Here is an 18077-nt window from a genome sequence, read left to right as displayed (position 1 = left end):
GATAATTATATAAATTCCAATCTTACAGCATCGATTTGCCGGTACATTCCAATTCTGATCAGTACCATCAGAATCTCTCAACAAATCCATAGAAGAAATAAATCCCCAGAAGGTGGAGTTCTGTTCAGCTTTTAACGATTTTTGCAAAAAACTATCCAATGAAGATTACCAGTTCCGAATTTGTGATCAGCAACACTGATTATACTAAATGTCCTGATCCTGATAAGCCAGAATATGCTTTTATCGGTAGGTCGAATGTAGGCAAGTCCTCTTTGATCAACATGCTCACAGAAAAGAACAAGCTGGCAAAAACTTCTGGCAAACCTGGCAAGACCCAGCTGATCAATCATTTCTTAATCAATAAAACCTGGTTTCTGGTAGATTTACCTGGTTATGGCTGGGCGCAGGTCAGCAAGGAAATGAAAGAACAATGGAACCGAATGACCAAAAATTATTTGGCCCAGCGTGAAAATTTGTACAATGTATTTGTACTGATAGATTCTCGTATACCTCCGCAGAAAATTGACATTGAATTTTTAAACTGGCTGGGCGAACACAAGGTTCCTTTTTCGATTGTATTCACCAAAGCAGACAAGCCCAACAACTCCAAAATACAATCTAATGTTGCCAGTTTTAAAGCGGAGCTAAGTAAATCGTGGGAAGAACTCCCCCCTACGTTTATCACATCTTCCGCCCAGAAAGTCGGCAGGAAGGAATTGTTGGAATACGTGGGTCAAATCAATGAGAGTATTTAATAGTTGTATTAATTTTGCCCTTGACTAACAATAAACTATGGATTTTAACGAAATAGCAACAGTATCTGGTAAAGGCGGCTTATTTAGCGTGGTAGCCCCGACAAGAGGAGGAATGATTCTTGAATCGATGGATGATCAAAAAAAGAAACTCATCGTAAATGCCAACTCCAAGGTCTCCGTTCTTGGAGAGATTTCAATATACACTACAGACAAAGAAGGCTCCCGCCCATTGCAGGAAGTCATGAAGAAAATTCATGCAGAGTTCGAGGGCGACACCGGTCTGGCTTCTGACGCCAACAATGATGAGTTAAAATCTTTCTTGAAATTCATACTACCTGAGTATGATGAAGACAGAGTGTATGCTTCTGATATCAAAAAATTAGTAAAATGGTATCATCTGCTCAGTCAAAATTATCCTGAACTCTTCGAAGAGAAAGAGGAAAAAAAGGAAAAGGAAGAAAAGGCAGACAAATAGCAAACCATGAGTGATACGGTGTCTTCGTGTCGTACGCTTATCATCAAACATTTTCAGCTACCGGAAGAAGAGCTGGCCAATTCTGGCTCGTCCATAGAGGAGTTGGAGCAGTCATTGGCTCGTATTATCCAATATTTAATCGACCAGGATATGCCTCGACTCATGAATGCCTTTTATAAGATCGACTTGGATGAAAACGTTTTTAAACGAATCCTAACCACGGAGCCTACAGATCAGATGTGTAAATCACTGGCTCGAGCCGTCATAAAACGAGAATTGCAAAAAATAGAAACAAGAGAAAAATACAAGGATAATTAGTCTTTCTGCGCGGTTGCAAACTCTTTTCTGTAAGTCTGTGCTTTGTTTACCATATCAGGAGACCCAATAAACAACGGTACTCTTTGATGCAACTCGGTGGGCTGAATCTCCATCACACGTTGCTCACCATCCGTAGCCATGCCTCCTGCTTGCTCAATAATAAAAGCCAGACAGTTGCATTCGTACATTAGGCGAAGTTTGCCATTAGGTGCCTTTTCTGTGCTTGGATACATATATATCCCACCTTTAAGCAGGTTTCTATGGAAGTCAGCCACCAGCGAACCAATATACCTTGCACTGTAGTTTTCTGCCTTGCAATACTGTAGGTACTCTTTGACAGAAGGCTCGAAACTTTGGTAAGATCCTTCATTGATGGAATAGATACTCCCAGCTTTAGGACACTTCATATTTTGATGAGAAAGTAAAAACTCTCCCAAAGTAGGTTCGAAAGTAAAACCGTTGACACCGTGTCCGGTCGTATAGACCAACATTGTAGATGATCCGTATAGTATGTATCCAGCAGCTACCTGATTATCACCTTTTTGAAGTACGTCCTCCATTTGTACAGGAGTCCCGATTGGTGATACTCTTCTATAGATGGAAAAAATAGTGCCTATAGAGACATTCACATCTATGTTTGATGAGCCATCCAATGGATCCATGGCCACCACATAGCGACTATTGGCATTCAGTCTGATCAGGTCATCTTCTTCTTCGGATATGATGGCACAAACTTCGCCGCCGTTTTTAAGCGCTCTGGTAAACCGTATGTCAGCAATGACATCAAGCTTCTGTTGCTCTTCTCCTTGTACGTTGGTGGCTCCGTATGCACCCGCTATATCAAGCAAGCCGGACTTATTTACCTCTCGGTTAATTATTTTTCCTGCCAGGGCTATATCTCTTAGCAATTGAGAGAGCTCACCTGTGGCAAAGGGAAATTCACCTTGCTTGTCATTGATGAATCTATCCAAGGTGGTGCCGATGGTCGATCCGAGTGTTTCCTTATCCATTAAGAAGTTGTTTTGGGTGGTTGCAAAAATAGAAATAATACTTCTAATGTTATGTCACTGTTAAGAGAATCTACCCTCAATTGTCAAGCTTTTATTTTTTTATTGTGCCACCCTAGGTAATTTTGCGACTCTAATTTTTCCTAAATGAAAGTATTCAAATTTGGAGGCGCCTCTGTGAAAGACGCTCCTTCAGTAAAAAATGTAGCTGAGGTTATCAGACAATTTTGCAATGATGAATTGATAGTCATCGTATCCGCTATGGGTAAGACCACAAATGCGCTGGAAGAACTCGTCAAACTATTTTTTGAAAAGGGTGACTGGAAATCAAAATTAGAAGAAATCAAATCGTTTCATTTAGAGATTTCTAATGGTCTGTTTGAGTCTGACCACCAAGTGTTTGAAAGACTAGAGTCCATCTTTTCTGCTATTGCTAAATATCTCAATAATGCAGAAGGAAAGCCGTATATCGAAGTGTACAGTGAGATGGTGAGTCAGGGAGAATTGCTCTCCACTCGCATCATAAGAAACTATCTCAACGAAAATGTACACAAAACGGTCTGGTTGGATGCCCGCAATTATATTAAGACGGATTACAACTATATCGACGCACGTGTAGATTGGGAAATGACCACTCGCAATATCATTGAAAAGATTCCAGTCTTCGCAAAAGACTCTATTGTGATCACTCAGGGATTTATCGGCTCCAACGGAGAGGGTAAAACTACTACTCTGGGACGTGAAGGATCTGATTTTAGTGCCGCCATATTCGCTACAGGGCTAAAAGCGGAATCTGTCACTGTCTGGAAAGATGTACCTGGTGTCATGACTGCTGACCCCAACAAGATGCCCGATGCAGAGATTATTTCTAAACTGAGCTACACGGATGCTTCAGAAATGACCTACTATGGTGCTTCCATTATTCACCCTAGGACCATCAAACCCCTGGCTCAAAATGGTATAAAACTATACGTACGTCCATTTAATTCACCAAATAATCTCGGTACGACCATCGGAGATGAACATGCAGGAATGCACCCCGCTTCATTCATTCTGAAAACTAAGCAAGTATTCGTTGATTTTAAGGTGACCGATTTTACCTTTATTGATGAGAAGAAATTGGGAATGATTTTTAATGCGCTTGACCAACTTAATATCAAGATCAATCTTATGCAGAACTCTGCAGTTAGCTTTTCTATTTGTATTGACAAAAAATTTGATAAGGTAGAAAAGCTGGTAGAGCGGCTAAGTGAGTCATTTCATATCGAAATGCGCGACAATTTGGAAATGCTCACAGTAAAAGGGTATGACCAGTCGGCGCTGGATAAGATATATGAAAGGAAAGAAGTCTTGCTTGAGCAAAAATCTCAGGATGTGTATCACCTACTCTATGTACCTGAAAAAAAACATCGCGACCTAAGTGAAATGAGTTAAAGTACGTTCTATCGCACTTAGATAGGATGATCCAAACAAATTTGCATGAACGAGCAAGGGGTATAAATTAAAAATATCTGTACGTGACTCGTGACCAGGCTGCAACGGAAATGTGTCCTGATAAGCTCGGTAAAACTGCTTACCAAACCCACCAAACATTTGACTGAATGCCAACTCGGCTTCTCGATGCCCATAGTATACAGCAGGGTCAAAAATAAATGCGCGCTGATCCTTTCCAATCAAAAAGTTACCTGACCATAGGTCTCCGTGTATCAAAGAAGGTGACTCCTTAGGAATCAGATCTTTCAATCTAAGAAATAGTTGATCGAATTTGTCTGCCGTTCGTTTAGAAAGCAAATTTTGATCAAATGCCCTTTTTATTTGGGGAGTCAGTCTTTCGAGGATAAAAAAATCATTCCAGTGCTTATGTTTTTTATTGGACTGCGACAGACTACCAATATAGTTGTCATGGTCCAGTCCAAAATTGTCGGCTGTACATTGATGTAAATCAGCGAGTCGTTGACCAAAAGATTGCCAAAAGTCATAATCGGCCACCCCAGACTCTACATACTCCATGCACAGATAATCAACATCTTCTAACTCACCCAGTTGAAAAACAGTAGGAATGGCAATTGTACGAGTAGCAGCGAGAGTATTCAGTCCTTTGGCTTCTGCAGCAAACATATCAGTCGCATTACGATTCCACTTTATAAAATATTTCTTACCAAGAAATTCGAATCTTCCTGCCTGATGAATACATCCTCCACTAACAGGTATAAGAGAAGGAGAAGTCGACCGGCTTCCATCTAGCAGTTGATGAATAACTTCCGTCAGGGAATTCATTTTTCAGCTTCTATGTGCACAATCAATTGATCTATGGATCTTGATACCATTTGAAAAACATTTTCAAAACCATCATAACCACCATAATAAGGATCTGGTACATCTTGTTTTCCATTTGCATCCTGATCAAATTCTCTCAACAAAAACAAATGATCAGTGTTGCCTGTTGTGAGTGATTTCATATCCTGAAAATTCTGCCCGTCCATAGCCAGAATATAATCGAATCGATCAAAGTCCTCTACAATGAGCTTTCGCGCTTTATGATTGATCGGCACACCGTGCACTCGTGCAACCTCAATACTGCGATGATCTGGCTGCTCCCCTACATGATAGGCTGCTGTACCTGCTGAATCTGCCACCATGTCCAAGCCCATCATGCTTGCTTTGTGATTAAATATTGCCTCACCAAGGGGTGAGCGACAAATATTACCCAGACATACAAAAAGTATCTTTTTCATAATTGTGAGTTTAAAAAATGTTTTTTACCATCAAGACCATTCGACATCTTATGCTGTAAATATGAACGAACAATAAAATAGTGTAAACCATTAGTCTATTAATTCAATGGATTCATCGAAATCAAATAGCCCTCTTCTTAATATTATATAATTTTAACTTCGAGAAATCTAAACCATTGATAGTATGTCGAGAAAAGTAAAATCAGAACTAACCTTTATCCTAAAGATATCGCTCTTGTTTCTGATACTATTCGCGAACAAGCTGAATAAATCGCCAGATATACTTACAGCTGCAAAAGATGCGATATCACCAAAAGAGTCCATTTCTGTGATTACAGCGTCGATTCGGGACTAGTACTCGTGTCAATATTTGACCCATTCAAAAAAATAAAATAAAAAAATTAGAACAGGTGGTTACTTTGTGTGTGCTTCTAGTATAAAGAAGTACATAACACAAATTTTATTCATACACCTGTTTAACATTTTTATCAAAAATGAAAAGCCCCGAGATCACAATCGGGGCTTTTCGTTTTAATAGGGTATGGAATTTAAAATGGTTATGTTTCTTATCTAAAACTGAATCCAAGTCCAGCAGTAATCGTATTATATTTCTGTAGCGTGTAATCTGCATGCAACGTAATCACCGCCAGCTTCAATCTGAAACCTGCAGTAGCTCTCATCCCATCACTTTTGTACTCTTCCTGTACAGGATCCACTAGCTCTATGTATGAGCCTGAGATATCGTTGTCTCCCTGAATCTGATAGGTACCTAAAATCTTGAAGTCTGTAGTCACACTATTGTATCCAAACCCTCCGTAGAGTGTAAGAATAGATAGTTTCTTCGAGACCAATATCTGATAAGTCAGTGCATTGACGCTAAACTCTCCACCTTGATTAGTCCCAGGAATCACACTATCAATAAAATCAAGAGTGGTACTGATACGGTTGTAGCCTACCAAGACAGACATGTCGATAGGAATATGCTTGATACCTGGAATCCATTGTTTGAAATCATGCATGATACCCACTCCAAACATTTTGATTTCATAGCCATACTCACTACTTTTTTGAGTAGGCATCCAGCGAATTTTCAAATCTGTGTTTTTTATGAGTCCAATACCTGCTTGAATCATCGGTACAGGTACATATCCATTGATTTCGTCGCCAAGCGGGATGCCGGGAGGCGAAGTAAAGGAACTAGAAGCAGTGTAGCTATTTCCATTTTGATCTGTTCCCGAAAGATTAGTCATCATACCCACCGTGTTGTCTCCGCCAAAAACCGAGGCCAAATCAGCAGACGTGCCATTAGCCAGACTAATATTGTTGTATTCTGAATTTAAGAAGGTGAAAAACAAATCCTCACTTGGTGCTTTAGCAAGACTCACAGTAGCGGTAATATCAAAACCAAGTGGTTTGTGAGGTTTAGCGGTGTTGTACCAGCCATTGGCTACACCGAAACCAATACCTGTAAACATGGGACTCATGTAGGCTCCAATAAGTTTACTGGCATCTTCCTCACCTGCCTTTAAGAAAGGTGTGAGATCTAAAGCTTCAGCATCCTGGAGTGACTGCGCAGATAAGTGCTGACCAGATAGGAACAAAAATGACAAGCACAGTATTAATGTAGATTTGGTAAAATTCAATCTCATAATTAGTAGTTTTTAATTAGTAGTTTAAAAATAAGGCTAATTCCAATAATTACACAATTAAACGATCTAAAGTCTCGTGAAACCTACTTGCAATCAAGCATCGAAATCTATCCACTCATAAATAAAATTGATTTAATATTTCATTCTAACCTTGCCGAAAGACTAATTTTGAACTGTTAAAAAATTAATATTTAAATATTCATAATATATTATGTCATTAGTAGGAAAAAAAGCACCCTTATTTGAAGCCCCAGCGGTAATAAATGGAGAAGAGATAGTCGAATCATTCTCATTGGATCAATACTTGGGTAAGAAAGAAGTTGTATTCTTCTTTTATCCAAAGGACTTTACTTTTGTATGTCCTACAGAAATCTTAGCTTTTCAAGAAAAATTAGCTGAGTTTGAAAAAAGAGGAGTGGCCGTAGTTGGTGCCTCCACAGATACTGAAGAAACTCACCTCGCTTGGTTAATGACTGACAAGAACAAAGGTGGCATCGCAGGAGTAACTTACCCATTAGTAGCTGATACAAGCAAAACTATTGCCAATAACTACGGTGTGTTAGCTGGAGACTGGGATTATGATGAAGAAGGAAACCTTTCATTCAAAGGCCTTCCTATCGCATTTAGAGGCTCATTCTTGATCGACAAGGAAGGTACAGTGAGACATGAAACTATCAATGACCTGCCCTTGGGAAGAAATATTGATGAGATGATCAGATTGGTAGACGCACTTCAGTATGTTGAAAAACATGGAGAAGTTTGCCCTGCAAATTGGGAAGAAGGAAAAGACGCTATGCAAGCCACCAGAGAAGGTGTAGCAGACTACTTGTCCAATCATTAATATTAAGATTAAGCATTACGACAATAAAAAAGTCCTCCATGATGGAGGACTTTTTTATTTTAGCCCTCCAATTCAAAATAATGCAGGGAATAGTTACTAAATCAATGGGCTTGTGGTACTTGGTAGAAGGTTCTGACGGGACGAGCTACCAGTGTAGGCTAAAGGGGAAATTCAAACTCGAGAATAAAAAAATCTCAAACCCTGTAGCCGTTGGTGATAAAGTAGATCTCATCGATGATGAAGGAAACAAAGATGCGAAGATCATAGCTACTATCCACCCCAGACGGAATTATATCATTCGTACTTCTCCAAAGAAAAAAGGTCACGGCCATATCATTGCCAGCAATATAGACTTGGCGGTAATAGTCGCGACAGTGGCCACGCCGCGTACCTCGCTTGGTTTTATTGACAGGTTTCTAGTGACGGCAGAGGCTTTCAGAATTCCTGCCATGGTTTTGTGCAATAAAATAGACCTGCTTTCCCCAGAAGAACTCTCTGGCCTGAAGGAGAAAATGAAAGAGTACGAGAATTTGGGTTACCAAACCGCATTTATCTCGGCCTTGGACAAAAAGGATATCGAATCCTTCAAGAAAAGACTTTCCAACCAAACCACACTCATATCTGGACACTCTGGAGTAGGTAAGTCTACTCTGGTGAATAATCTTATACCTGAAGCGGATCAAAAAACATCCGAAATATCAGAATTCTCTGAAAAGGGAATACATACAACAACCTTCGCAGAGCGGTTTCGCGTTGCAGATGACTCCTATATTATAGATACGCCCGGGATCAAAGAACTCGGACTTGCTGAAATCGAATCTCATGAGCTGAGTCACTATTTTCCAGAATTACGTGAGTTGTTGGGCCAGTGTAAATTCAACAATTGCACGCACACCCATGAGCCAGGTTGTGCAATAGCCAGTGCCTATGAAGAGGGTGAAATTTCTCAAAGTCGATACGACAGTTATTTGAGTATGCTATTGGGTGATGATAACAGGCGCTGATGAAGATACTTGTAGGCAAAGATGAGATACATTATGAGCTGCAAGGCGAAGAGCACGTAGATGGCAACGGTAGACTTATAGACAAACAAGACGACCTTTCAACCGATTGTGACTGGCATCACAAGGGGTACAAAATGCTGCCACTTTTTGATAATACTAATTATTATAGGGCATTTACCGAAAAGGTATCTTCCCTCCTATATAGGAAAATAAAAAAAGGAGGTGTGAACCTCGATGGGCTGTCGCTGGATCGGTACCATAGGAGCATTTCAAACTACAATGAGCATCTAGCTGTAATAGAAGAGACGAAACTAATCCAGGCGGACGAACTTGCCCCTTATTTCGATCAGCTCGAAGTGCTGGTTTCAACCATATGTGGCCTGCCTCTGCAGAGTACAAAACCATACAATGGCGAAAGAGTATTCCATTTTCGCCTCATCCGTCCCAATCAGCTCGATTTTAATCCCCTTCATAAAGATGCCTGGTTGGATGAGCTTCGCGACTGTATCAATATATATATTCCTATATGCGGCAGTAATGAGCATTCCTCTTTGCTATTGGCTGAAGCGTCGCACCTGCTGTCTGAAGACGAGTTTGTTAGAACAAAGCATGGTGCAATAATGAATGGCGTTCAATACAATGTGCCAGGGTTGATAGATTGTAAATCAAGACTAAAATTCGTCAGGCCTAATCCAGGCCCCAATCAAATGCTGATCTTCTCGCCCTATCTGATCCATGGTGGCTCCGTCAATCATAATACGGACCAAACAAGAATCTCTCTGGAAATGCGGTTTTGGAGAAAAAATTAGCCAAATCTTAGTTTGTGATAGAATGATCTGACAATGGAAAAATTGAGCTTTAGCCTATTGAGTATTTTCAGCAAAGTGTAAATCCAAGACGACTCGCCCAAGTCTGTATATAGTAGATGAAACAAATCGAACTCTCGATGATTACCAGAAAGAAAGGACTGCCTCATTTCAAATCGAATCCGATTTAGAAGCGCAATATTCTCCTCTTGACTCCGATTCAAATCACGGATTTTAAGACAGATGAGATAGGTCGAATACAATTGAGGATCGCCTTTTTTGTACCAGTTAGTAGAATATGACCATTGGCTTTTTCTGATTTTAGTAAGTACATCAGACTGATATTGATATTGCCAATTTCTGGCTGACCTGACCCAAAAATCAAAATCTTCATAAGCCAATGATTCATCATAACCCTGCAATTCATCCAGCACCTCTCGCCTCATCATCATGGTGGGCGTAGGTATGAAATAAGTATCGATCACATCAGCATAGATATCTCCTACATGGGAAACTAGTCTGGATTGGTCAAAATGTAAGGCCTGAGGCTCACTATCGGCATTGATATACATGGCGTCTGAGTATATCACACCTACTTCATGGCCCAAAGTCTCAAAAAAGCGTACTTGCTTTTCTACCCTATCCAGACACAACACGTCATCTGCGGCCAAATCAATAATATAGTCTCCGGAGGCCAGTGCCAATCCTGTATTAAAAGCTGTCGTGCTGCCCAGATTCACAGAATGATCCAGGAATGGAACGTCTGATTTCCCACTTAGCCAGGATTTGATTCGTTCTTTGCTGCCATCCGTACTGGCATCGTCTACTATAATCAACTGGATGTTGTCGTACGTTTGATTCTGTACCGAATCCAATGCTTCGCAGAGAAATTTTTGCTGATTATAGCATAGACATATGACTGACACCAAAGGATTATTCATTAGTTCAAAACTAAATATTTGTTTGATTCTTCCATCTAATTAATATTTATATACTTTTGTGGGCTAAATGAATCTGATCACAAACATAGCGAAGTACAAAAGCTTCATTCTTCTGGTAGGTATGCTGGCGGGATTGTGCATTGTTGCGCAGCCTATTGTAAGGTCATATGTAGATTCAGCGATTACTTATCAGGTTGACCAAAAGGCAACAGATTCGGATCAGCAGAAAGATGCAAAGGAGGGAAACCCTAGTGAAGTACAAATTTCTGTATTGGAAGCCGTAACCCCTACTGCTCAACTTCATTTGTCACCTTTAGATTTTACTGTGCAAGATCAGCCTACTGCTGAGGCACCTAGAAGTAAAACTCTGGTAAGTGCAGTTGAAGTATTGCCCGAAAAGCTCCTCAAAGTGCTTTTCAACATTATCATTGCGCCAAACGCACCCTAATCTACCCTATTCGTCGAGAGACATGGCCCTGGCTGCTCACAGCCGCACACTCAGAAAAATTTTACTTAGTAATTACTTTTAAATATTTATAAAAATGAAAAATAAAGGCGGAGTAGTACTGCTTACTATAGTAGTCTCCTTACTTTGTGTTTATTACCTGTCGTTCACTTTTGTGGCGCAGCGAGTAAACCAGCAAGCAATTGATGCTGCTACTGTTGACAATGTCACAGATTATCAAAAGAAGCAACAATACCTGGACTCAGTATGGAATGAGCCCGTGTACAATCTTTTAGGGATTGATTACACGTACAAAGAAATAAAAGAAACAGAACTCAACCTTGGTCTTGACCTTCAGGGTGGAATGCATGTCACGCTTGAAGTTTCTCCGGTAGAAATCATAAAAGGTGTAAGTGGAAACAGCCTCGATGCTGATTTTCTGAAGGCACTCGATATGGCAAAGGAAAGAGTGAAAGGTACACAGTTGGACTTTGTCACTGAGTTTTACAGTGCATTCAAAGAAATTGCCCCGGACAAATCTTTGTCTAGCGTATTTGCTACAGCAGCTAACCGAGGCAGAATAAGCCTAAGCACTCCAGATGCGGACGTGATGGATATCATCAACGATGAAGTAGATGGAGCAATTGTTCGCTCTTTTAATATCCTTAGAACCAGGATTGACAGATTTGGTACTTCTCAGCCTAATATCCAAAGACTACAAGGCACTGGAAGAATTCAGATCGAACTACCAGGTATTGACAATCCTGAAAGGGTGAGAAAACTTCTTCAAGGTGTTGCCAAACTGGAGTTTTGGGAAGTAAACGAAATGCAGGAAATCCTACCTACGCTGCAGGCAATGAACGAAGCTATGGTAAAAGAAATGCAGGCTGCCTTGCCTGAGATTTCGGAAGAAGCAGCGGTAGAAGAATCGTCAGATGATGATTTGGGTGATTTGTTTGAGACCGAAGATGAGAATGATTCTCTTGATGTAAATGATCTGGAGGCTCAGTTGGAAAGTGACAGCACATCTGTAGACTCTACGTTCAATGCTCAGGTATCTCCCCTATTCAATCTGCTACAAGCGCAGTATGGATTGGTATATTACTTGAAAGATACTGCCAAGATCAACAGAATGCTGAAAAACCCTAAGGTACAGCAGGTAATCCCGGCAACAATCAAATTTATGTGGTTGGTAAAACCAATCAAAAATCAGGATGAACTAAACCAGGACGAATTTTTGGAGCTCTATGCGATCAAATCTAGTCGTGGAGGCCAGGCCCCATTGAGTGGTGAAGTAATCGTGGACGCTCGTCAGGAGCTTGACGATAAAGGTCGCCCGGCAATCAGCATGAACATGAATGCTAATGGCGCTAAAAAGTGGAAAAGACTTACTGGTTCTAATGTAAACAGAAGAATAGCTATAGTTCTTGACAACTATGTATACTCAGCACCTAATGTAAATGGTGAGATTCCAAACGGTAGCTCTCAAATCATGGGCAACTTTACGTTGGACGAGGCGAAGGATTTGGCTAACATCCTGAAGGCGGGTAGCTTGCCAGCACCTACTACCATCGTAGAAGATGTAGTGATCGGCCCAACTCTGGGGAAAGTTGCTCAGGAACAGGGTATCCTCTCTATTCTTGCCGGACTAGGAATAGTTATCGTATTTATGGTGGCTTATTATTCTAAGGGCGGAATGATCGCCAACCTTGCACTCTTTTTCAATGTATTCTTCATTCTTGGAATATTGGCGCAGCCATCCATTGGCGCTGCATTGACACTTCCAGGTATAGCTGGTATCGTATTGACGATCGGTATGTCGATCGATGCCAACGTTCTGATTTTCGAAAGAATCAAAGAAGAATTGAAGAATGGAGCTGGAGTAAAACAAGCTATCTCCTCTGGATATAGCAAGGCTTACTCTTCTATTGTAGATGCAAACGTCACCACATTCCTTGTGGGAATTATTCTTTTCTCCATGGGTCAGGGACCTGTAAAAGGATTTGCTATTACCCTTATGATCGGTATTGCCTGCTCGTTCTTCTCAGCAGTATTTATTACCAGAGTAGTGGTAGAATGGATGAGTAAAAAAGGTGATCAAAGTAAAATTTCATTTGTAACCGGGCTCTCTAAAAATGCTCTATCGAATATGAACTTCGACTTCATTTCGAAAAGAAAATTTGCCTACTTATTCTCTACCATATTTATTTCTTTGGGTATCATCGCTATGCTGGTCAAAGGATTGACTTATGGTGTTGACTTTACGGGAGGTAGATCTTATGTGATTTCATTCAACAACCCTGTAGAATCTTCTACTTTGAAAACTGCATTGGGCAGTTCATTTGAAAATCAGGGGGTAGAGGTGAAAACCTACGGTGCACCAAACATATTGAAGGTAACCACGAGTTATTTGATCGGAGATGAAACTGATGAAGCGGATGCGCAAGTCAAAGCTGCATTGATACAAGGTGTTTCTGAATTCAAAAAATTGAGTTACATTCAGGATGACACAAAGCTCTCTGAGGGTCAATTTACTATTGCTAGTTCGTCTAAGGTCGGTGCTACAATTGCTGACGACATCAAAAATGCGTCCACCAAATCAGTGGTATTTGCACTTATAGCTATCTTCCTCTACATCCTGGTTAGATTTAGAAAATGGCAATTTGGACTAGGGGCCATCATTGCATTATTCCATGACACCTTGTTTGTACTTTCTGCATTTGCCATTGCTAACATGCTTGGCATCTCGTTCGAAGTAGATCAGGTATTCATTGCCGCGATGTTGACCATCATTGGATACTCAATCAATGATACTGTGGTAGTATTTGATAGAGTCAGAGAGAATCTGGGAATCAAAGCTGGCAGTGATATGGTAGCAGTATTCAATGAATCACTGAATAGCACAATCAATAGAACCATGATCACTTCTGTGACCACGTTGATCGTGGTATTTGTGTTGTTCTTATTCGGAGGAGCAGTGCTGAAAGGTTTCTCTTTCGCTCTAATCATTGGTATTCTGATTGGAACTTATTCTTCCCTATTCATTGCTACGCCTATAGTAATAGACTTCAATAGCAAGAAAGATTAAGCAAACTGAAATTCAAAAAAGGTCCTTAAACGATTGTTTAAGGACCTTTTTTTATTGCTTTTCTACAAACTTCAAATAGTAATTCAGCAATTGCTGGGGAGCCTCCACTTGAGGATAGTGTCCTATCCCTTCCAAGAGCCAAATATTCTTATCGCTAATAATTTCCTTATAGCGGTCGACCATGACTTGCCCTGATATTGGGTCTTCAGGACCGTTGATCAATGCCAGTGGATTTTGAAATGTTCGCAAGGCCCCTACCCATCTTTCTCTATGCTCAACTCTTTCCTTCATATACCGAATGATTTTGTGTGCAATCCTATGACCATTTTTTCGAGAAACCAGCATCCAATAGTCATCCAGCTCTTTGTCTTTCAGTTGAGAATGAGCACCGAAAATTTTTGAAAATGATTTAACAAACTTTTGCTTGTTTAGCAAGCGGCTCAAAACAAACCCAACCGGACTCATCAATAATTTTTGAATCGGCAGTGGATGATGAGATTCGGGAAAAATACCTCCATTGAGCAGGCAGACAGAAGGTGCTTCGAATGTAGCATCCTCCTGAGTCCGTGCCAGAATTTCCTGTACCACAGTGTCTCCATAATCATGTGCGATAATATGAAATCTGTGAATTCCTTTGGACTTGAGTAGATCCAAAATCAAATCAGCTTGCGTCATGATCGAGTAGGGAAAATTCTGAGGCTTATCAGAATATCCAAATCCAAGCATATCCGGAGCAATCAAGGAAAAATGCCTGGAAAGTGGCTGCCATAATTTCCACCAGTCGTACGACGCGGTGGGGAAGCCATGTACCAATAGCAAGTAGTCCTGACCTACATTCTCCTCTTTATAAACTATCTGATGACTATTCCAGAGAAAAGTATCTGTAGTCTGGTACCATTGATTGGGTGAGCAACATTCCATAAAAAACATTTGATAGTGCTAAAGATAATCTATTCTTCAAAGGGATAGCGATCTGGTATATGGCTGATACCAGATCTATCAGGGTTAAAACTAATATGGCAGCGAGTGTATTTCGAGGTCCGGGGAGGGTGAGATTTTCGATCATATACCAATACAATTGATTACCTTAGTAAAGCCTGACCTCTATATAAAAAATTGATTAAATTAGGATCAAACCAGTTATAAAATGAATATCAAAGTATTATACGTCGACGACGAGGCCATACCTCGATTAATTTTTGAAAAGAGTTTTGAATCCAAGTATTCGATAATGGTAGCCGAATCCGGGCCTGAGGCCTTGAGTAAAATGGCTAATCTTGAAGATGAATTTATTGTGGTGATCAGCGATATGCGGATGGTGGAAATGGATGGGATAGAATTCGTAACTGAGGCGCGTAAAAAATTCCAAAATATCGAATGTTTTATACTTACATCACTAGACCAGGATGATGATATAGAACAAGCCATATCTGACAACCTAGTTAAAAAAGTCTTTAGGAAACCCTTGAATGTAAAGGAGATAGAAATGGCCATCAAAGAGGTCACTGCTGGAGTAACCTGATCCGAATTAGACAATTATTCTACCCAAAGCATTGAGAGGCATCCATCAAAAGATTAAAGTCACTATTATCGGTTCCGGAAGAGTAGCGACGCATTTGGCTCATGCTTTTCATGACAATGATGTTCCAGTCGGGGAAATATTCAGCCGTAGCCTCGATAGAGCCAAGGAACTGTCCGCACACATCCCTAATTCGTCAGCAACTGACTCTCTGGATTTTGCTCAAAGCGAGTCAAAAATATTCCTCTTGGCTATCAAAGATGACGCTATAAGTCGGGCAGTGAATAAAATAAAACTGCCTCCCGGGTCGACTCTTTTTCATACCTCTGGCACTGTGTCTATGAATGTGATGGCCAATAATATAGAGTACTTCGGAGTATTCTACCCGCTGCAGACTTTTGCATCTAACAGAGATATTGATTTCAAAAGAATACCCATTCTCATAGAAGCAAATCATCCGAGTGCCTTGAATCAAGCGAGGGAACTGGCAAAACTGGTGAGTCAGACGGTACAAGAGGTCAAAGAAGCAGAAAGACAGCAGCTGCACGTAGCAGCGGTTTTTGCCAGTAATTTTACCAATCGGATGCTGGCAGCAGCCAAAGAAATACTTGCTGAAACTAGTTTGCATAAAAAAATCCTGCAACCACTGGTAGAGCAGTCCATTGCCAATGTATTTGAAGTAGGTGCTGACCAGGCACTCACTGGACCTGCTCGACGTAATGATCAAACCACTATCGCAAAGCACCTAAAGCTACTTGAATCACAACCCGAACTCGCAGATATCTATCAGCGTATAACTCATATGATAATCACCAAATATCGAGAATAATGGGGGGAGCAGGTTTTATGAAGGATATGATCAATTCGACGAAGAATAACCGATCGCTCGTCAAAGGTGATTCCTATCCGTACGGAAGTTTCGATAAGTCATACATTACAGGATACGCAGCGAGAAAAGACAAGAAAAAAGTCGCTCCACATTTCTTCAAAAAAGCCTCTCCGAAGTACTATAGGCAGTTGAGAGTTGCCATGCATCGCGCGAATAGAGACCATCTTAGAAAGAAACTCATCCTACTGTTCTCCATTGTAGCCGTAGTTGGAATTGGGTCATGGTTTCTGCTATTTGGATGATTACCTAATCCATCTCAACCCAAAATTGAAAGCCTCACCAGCGCCATCCCGTCGGGACCATAGAAAATTAGCGTATGATAATTCCAATTCAAGATTATCCAATAGGAGGTATTTAGTACCTACGCCAAGCTGAGTAAACCATCTCATCCTTCCAAAATCAACCGACTCTACTCCAGGCAGCCTACCGTAGGCAGCAGCATACTGCAGATTACTATAGATAGTCCATTTTGAGCTGGCAAAGTAGCTTACAATCGTGCTGACCGGTACCCTGAAAAAATTGTTTTGAGACGGATCTTCTTTGAATCTATAAAGCAGATCTACTTCAAAAAACAGATTCCATTTGGTACTCATCGAATGGTCATAGAAAAACTGAGTCCACCACGTGCGTCGGTTGTGATTAATGAATCTTGGATTCTCAAGCTGCTCACCATTCAGTGGAATAAGGAATGTGCTCTGAATACTGAAATTGCCCCGATCGGACAGAGGCACAAATTTTATTGTAGGCCCAATACCAGATAATAGCGTGCTGGTGGATACCCCCCCATACCAGGCAGTAGTTGTATTGATTTCCATGCCTACATTGATCCGAGAGGTCTCAGAGATACCGTAGAGAAATCTCAATTGGTGATTCAGAAAAGACTGCCGCTCTCCGAGCTGGATCGTAGTCCCATTTTCGTCCCTGACTTTGGTCTGGGTGTAGAGATTATTGAACAACTTGAATTCCATCTGGCCCTTGCTCAGCAGCACCGATGGGGTATAGCTCTGGAGACCGGATTGGGCAAACGCGCTCGTTCCGATTAGGATAGTGAACACCAGGGCTGGAAGTATTTTGATAGGATTCAACGTACGGTTATTTGAATTAACTATAAGGTCAATCATGTGAAAATTTGCCAACCACTTTCCATTGATAATAATGGGTACTTATTACCATTTCCTCTTCGGTGAGGCTCTCTATGTAGATTTCTGTTTGAGTCTCGGCACCCTCATCAAAGATCAACGTCCTTGATTCTTCATCCAGGCGCCATTCACCTTGTTTTATCTTTTGATTGTCTTCAGCGCCGCAAAGCATCTCTCCACCATCATAGTAGTAAGTGCCGTCTTCTCTAAGTTCGATCTCATCGTCCAGTCTGCAATTTTGAAACCCATTGACTCCCTCTATGGTGAATGCGATAGTCTGCCAGATTCGACTTGACCCACCAAGCAGGAAAGTATTGGCATCGATAGAGCTCGCAGGATACTCATTTGCGAATGTGATTGTGCTGACGTCGGGGTCGGATGAATCTATGCTCTCCTCTACCACTACGCTACATGCAGACAGAAGAAATAGACACGCCCATAAAAAAGATAATTGATGTTTCATTTT

At 40.8% G+C, this 18077-nt stretch carries 21 protein-coding genes; 13 read left to right on the top strand and 8 right to left on the bottom strand.

Annotated elements, in window-relative coordinates; translation table 11 throughout:
• The first annotated feature begins 158 nt into the window (after nucleotides 1-158).
• Genes yihA through ABJF11_RS17275 form a run of 3 tightly spaced genes read left to right on the top strand, consistent with a single transcriptional unit; the run spans nucleotide 159 to nucleotide 1548 of the window.
• Complete coding sequence (gene yihA / locus ABJF11_RS17285) at nucleotides 159-755, top strand: ribosome biogenesis GTP-binding protein YihA/YsxC (protein ID WP_348121351.1); 597 nt, start codon at nucleotides 159-161, stop codon at nucleotides 753-755.
• Nucleotides 756-792: 37 nt separating this feature from the next.
• Nucleotides 793-1230 carry a DUF5606 domain-containing protein gene (locus ABJF11_RS17280; RefSeq protein WP_348121350.1) on the top strand — a complete coding sequence of 146 codons (438 nt, stop codon included), beginning with the start codon at nucleotides 793-795 and terminating at the stop codon, nucleotides 1228-1230.
• A gap of 6 nt (nucleotides 1231-1236) precedes the next feature.
• A complete protein-coding gene (locus ABJF11_RS17275) occupies nucleotides 1237-1548 on the top strand; it encodes a hypothetical protein (protein WP_348121349.1) in 312 nt (103 codons plus the stop codon).
• Here the strand turns inward: ABJF11_RS17275 and fbp are convergent.
• Nucleotides 1545-2558, bottom strand: coding sequence for a class 1 fructose-bisphosphatase (gene fbp / locus ABJF11_RS17270; RefSeq protein WP_348121348.1), 1014 nt, complete (start codon nucleotides 2556-2558; stop codon nucleotides 1545-1547). The genes ABJF11_RS17275 and fbp overlap by 4 nt on opposite strands.
• Nucleotides 2559-2702: 144 nt before the next feature.
• Between fbp and ABJF11_RS17265 the strand changes: the two genes are divergently transcribed.
• The gene (locus ABJF11_RS17265; RefSeq protein WP_348121347.1) at nucleotides 2703-3989 is read left to right on the top strand and encodes an aspartate kinase; all 1287 of its coding nucleotides are present in this window, start codon (nucleotides 2703-2705) and stop codon (nucleotides 3987-3989) included.
• Here ABJF11_RS17265 and ABJF11_RS17260 read toward each other — a convergent pair.
• The gene (locus tag ABJF11_RS17260; RefSeq protein ID WP_348121345.1) at nucleotides 3972-4832 is read right to left on the bottom strand and encodes a fructosamine kinase family protein; all 861 of its coding nucleotides are present in this window, start codon (nucleotides 4830-4832) and stop codon (nucleotides 3972-3974) included. The two genes, ABJF11_RS17265 and ABJF11_RS17260, sit on opposite strands and share 18 nt — an antisense overlap.
• On the bottom strand, nucleotides 4829-5290 hold the full coding sequence (locus ABJF11_RS17255; RefSeq protein ID WP_348121343.1) for a low molecular weight protein-tyrosine-phosphatase: 462 nt from the start codon (nucleotides 5288-5290) through the stop codon (nucleotides 4829-4831). The genes ABJF11_RS17260 and ABJF11_RS17255 overlap by 4 nt, the downstream gene beginning before the upstream one ends.
• 184 nt (nucleotides 5291-5474) lie before the next feature.
• Between ABJF11_RS17255 and ABJF11_RS17250 the strand changes: the two genes are divergently transcribed.
• Nucleotides 5475-5645: a hypothetical protein gene (locus ABJF11_RS17250; protein WP_348121342.1), complete on the top strand. Its 171-nt coding sequence runs from the start codon at nucleotides 5475-5477 to the stop codon at nucleotides 5643-5645.
• 211 nt (nucleotides 5646-5856) lie between these two features.
• Here ABJF11_RS17250 and ABJF11_RS17245 read toward each other — a convergent pair whose 3' ends face one another.
• A complete protein-coding gene (locus ABJF11_RS17245; RefSeq protein WP_348121341.1) occupies nucleotides 5857-6939 on the bottom strand; it encodes a DUF6588 family protein in 1083 nt (360 codons plus the stop codon).
• A 211-nt stretch (nucleotides 6940-7150) separates the two neighbouring features.
• Here ABJF11_RS17245 and ABJF11_RS17240 point away from each other — a divergent pair, with 211 nt between their 5' ends.
• The 3 genes from ABJF11_RS17240 to ABJF11_RS17230 are packed head-to-tail and all read left to right on the top strand — an operon-like array spanning nucleotide 7151 to nucleotide 9593.
• The gene (locus ABJF11_RS17240; protein ID WP_348121340.1) at nucleotides 7151-7780 is read left to right on the top strand and encodes a peroxiredoxin; all 630 of its coding nucleotides are present in this window, start codon (nucleotides 7151-7153) and stop codon (nucleotides 7778-7780) included.
• A 38-nt stretch (nucleotides 7781-7818) separates the two neighbouring features.
• Entirely contained in the window at nucleotides 7819-8784 is a 966-nt protein-coding gene (gene rsgA / locus ABJF11_RS17235; protein WP_348121338.1) for a ribosome small subunit-dependent GTPase A, read from the top strand.
• The gene (locus ABJF11_RS17230) at nucleotides 8784-9593 is read left to right on the top strand and encodes a hypothetical protein (protein ID WP_348121337.1); all 810 of its coding nucleotides are present in this window, start codon (nucleotides 8784-8786) and stop codon (nucleotides 9591-9593) included. The genes rsgA and ABJF11_RS17230 overlap by 1 nt, the downstream gene beginning before the upstream one ends.
• Here the strand turns inward: ABJF11_RS17230 and ABJF11_RS17225 are convergent.
• Complete coding sequence (locus ABJF11_RS17225; protein WP_348121336.1) at nucleotides 9590-10531, bottom strand: glycosyltransferase; 942 nt, start codon at nucleotides 10529-10531, stop codon at nucleotides 9590-9592. The genes ABJF11_RS17230 and ABJF11_RS17225 overlap by 4 nt on opposite strands.
• Nucleotides 10532-10598: 67 nt before the next feature.
• Here ABJF11_RS17225 and ABJF11_RS17220 point away from each other — a divergent pair, with 67 nt between their 5' ends.
• Both ABJF11_RS17220 and secDF read left to right on the top strand, forming a co-directional pair.
• A complete protein-coding gene (locus ABJF11_RS17220; protein WP_348121334.1) occupies nucleotides 10599-10979 on the top strand; it encodes a hypothetical protein in 381 nt (126 codons plus the stop codon).
• A 94-nt stretch (nucleotides 10980-11073) separates the two neighbouring features.
• Nucleotides 11074-14064 (top strand): protein translocase subunit SecDF, encoded by a 2991-nt coding sequence (secDF, locus tag ABJF11_RS17215; RefSeq protein ID WP_348121332.1) that lies wholly within the window; start codon nucleotides 11074-11076, stop codon nucleotides 14062-14064.
• A 51-nt stretch (nucleotides 14065-14115) separates the two neighbouring features.
• Here secDF and ABJF11_RS17210 read toward each other — a convergent pair whose 3' ends face one another.
• Nucleotides 14116-14985: an alpha/beta hydrolase gene (locus tag ABJF11_RS17210; RefSeq protein WP_348121331.1), complete on the bottom strand. Its 870-nt coding sequence runs from the start codon at nucleotides 14983-14985 to the stop codon at nucleotides 14116-14118.
• Nucleotides 14986-15211: 226 nt separating this feature from the next.
• Here ABJF11_RS17210 and ABJF11_RS17205 point away from each other — a divergent pair, with 226 nt between their 5' ends.
• The 3 genes from ABJF11_RS17205 to ABJF11_RS17195 are packed head-to-tail and all read left to right on the top strand — an operon-like array spanning nucleotide 15212 to nucleotide 16714.
• Nucleotides 15212-15586, top strand: coding sequence for a response regulator (locus ABJF11_RS17205; RefSeq protein ID WP_348121329.1), 375 nt, complete (start codon nucleotides 15212-15214; stop codon nucleotides 15584-15586).
• Between the two features lie 31 nt (nucleotides 15587-15617).
• A complete protein-coding gene (locus tag ABJF11_RS17200) occupies nucleotides 15618-16412 on the top strand; it encodes a DUF2520 domain-containing protein (RefSeq protein WP_348121328.1) in 795 nt (264 codons plus the stop codon).
• Nucleotides 16412-16714, top strand: a complete 303-nt coding sequence (locus ABJF11_RS17195; RefSeq protein ID WP_348121327.1) for a hypothetical protein — start codon at nucleotides 16412-16414, stop codon at nucleotides 16712-16714. Before ABJF11_RS17200 ends, ABJF11_RS17195 begins: the two co-directional genes overlap by 1 nt.
• Here ABJF11_RS17195 and ABJF11_RS17190 read toward each other — a convergent pair whose 3' ends face one another.
• Nucleotides 16715-17557, bottom strand: a complete 843-nt coding sequence (locus ABJF11_RS17190; RefSeq protein WP_348121326.1) for a hypothetical protein — start codon at nucleotides 17555-17557, stop codon at nucleotides 16715-16717.
• Between the two features lie 28 nt (nucleotides 17558-17585).
• Nucleotides 17586-18074, bottom strand: coding sequence for a lipocalin family protein (locus ABJF11_RS17185; RefSeq protein WP_348121325.1), 489 nt, complete (start codon nucleotides 18072-18074; stop codon nucleotides 17586-17588).
• Between the last annotated feature and the right edge of the window lie 3 nt (nucleotides 18075-18077).

This window comes from Reichenbachiella sp. (assembly GCF_039941815.1).
Lineage (GTDB): Bacteria > Bacteroidota > Bacteroidia > Cytophagales > Cyclobacteriaceae > Reichenbachiella.
Note: the sequence above shows the minus strand (reverse complement) of the source record. Positions and strands in the feature narration are given on the sequence as shown.

Excerpts from the sequence above, each read along its gene's own strand:
- yihA (WP_348121351.1), top strand. The coding sequence starts at position 159 with ATGAAGATTACCAGTTCCGAATTTGTGATCAGCAACACTGATTATACT.
- ABJF11_RS17280 (WP_348121350.1), top strand. The coding sequence starts at position 793 with ATGGATTTTAACGAAATAGCAACAGTATCTGGTAAAGGCGGCTTATTT.
- ABJF11_RS17275 (WP_348121349.1), top strand. The coding sequence starts at position 1,237 with ATGAGTGATACGGTGTCTTCGTGTCGTACGCTTATCATCAAACATTTT.
- fbp (WP_348121348.1), bottom strand. The coding sequence starts at position 2,558 with ATGGATAAGGAAACACTCGGATCGACCATCGGCACCACCTTGGATAGA.
- ABJF11_RS17265 (WP_348121347.1), top strand. The coding sequence starts at position 2,703 with ATGAAAGTATTCAAATTTGGAGGCGCCTCTGTGAAAGACGCTCCTTCA.
- ABJF11_RS17260 (WP_348121345.1), bottom strand. The coding sequence starts at position 4,832 with ATGAATTCCCTGACGGAAGTTATTCATCAACTGCTAGATGGAAGCCGG.
- ABJF11_RS17255 (WP_348121343.1), bottom strand. The coding sequence starts at position 5,290 with ATGAAAAAGATACTTTTTGTATGTCTGGGTAATATTTGTCGCTCACCC.
- ABJF11_RS17250 (WP_348121342.1), top strand. The coding sequence starts at position 5,475 with ATGTCGAGAAAAGTAAAATCAGAACTAACCTTTATCCTAAAGATATCG.
- ABJF11_RS17245 (WP_348121341.1), bottom strand. The coding sequence starts at position 6,939 with ATGAGATTGAATTTTACCAAATCTACATTAATACTGTGCTTGTCATTT.
- ABJF11_RS17240 (WP_348121340.1), top strand. The coding sequence starts at position 7,151 with ATGTCATTAGTAGGAAAAAAAGCACCCTTATTTGAAGCCCCAGCGGTA.
- rsgA (WP_348121338.1), top strand. The coding sequence starts at position 7,819 with ATGATGGAGGACTTTTTTATTTTAGCCCTCCAATTCAAAATAATGCAG.
- ABJF11_RS17230 (WP_348121337.1), top strand. The coding sequence starts at position 8,784 with ATGAAGATACTTGTAGGCAAAGATGAGATACATTATGAGCTGCAAGGC.
- ABJF11_RS17225 (WP_348121336.1), bottom strand. The coding sequence starts at position 10,531 with ATGAATAATCCTTTGGTGTCAGTCATATGTCTATGCTATAATCAGCAA.
- ABJF11_RS17220 (WP_348121334.1), top strand. The coding sequence starts at position 10,599 with ATGAATCTGATCACAAACATAGCGAAGTACAAAAGCTTCATTCTTCTG.
- secDF (WP_348121332.1), top strand. The coding sequence starts at position 11,074 with ATGAAAAATAAAGGCGGAGTAGTACTGCTTACTATAGTAGTCTCCTTA.
- ABJF11_RS17210 (WP_348121331.1), bottom strand. The coding sequence starts at position 14,985 with ATGGAATGTTGCTCACCCAATCAATGGTACCAGACTACAGATACTTTT.
- ABJF11_RS17205 (WP_348121329.1), top strand. The coding sequence starts at position 15,212 with ATGAATATCAAAGTATTATACGTCGACGACGAGGCCATACCTCGATTA.
- ABJF11_RS17195 (WP_348121327.1), top strand. The coding sequence starts at position 16,412 with ATGGGGGGAGCAGGTTTTATGAAGGATATGATCAATTCGACGAAGAAT.
- ABJF11_RS17185 (WP_348121325.1), bottom strand. The coding sequence starts at position 18,074 with ATGAAACATCAATTATCTTTTTTATGGGCGTGTCTATTTCTTCTGTCT.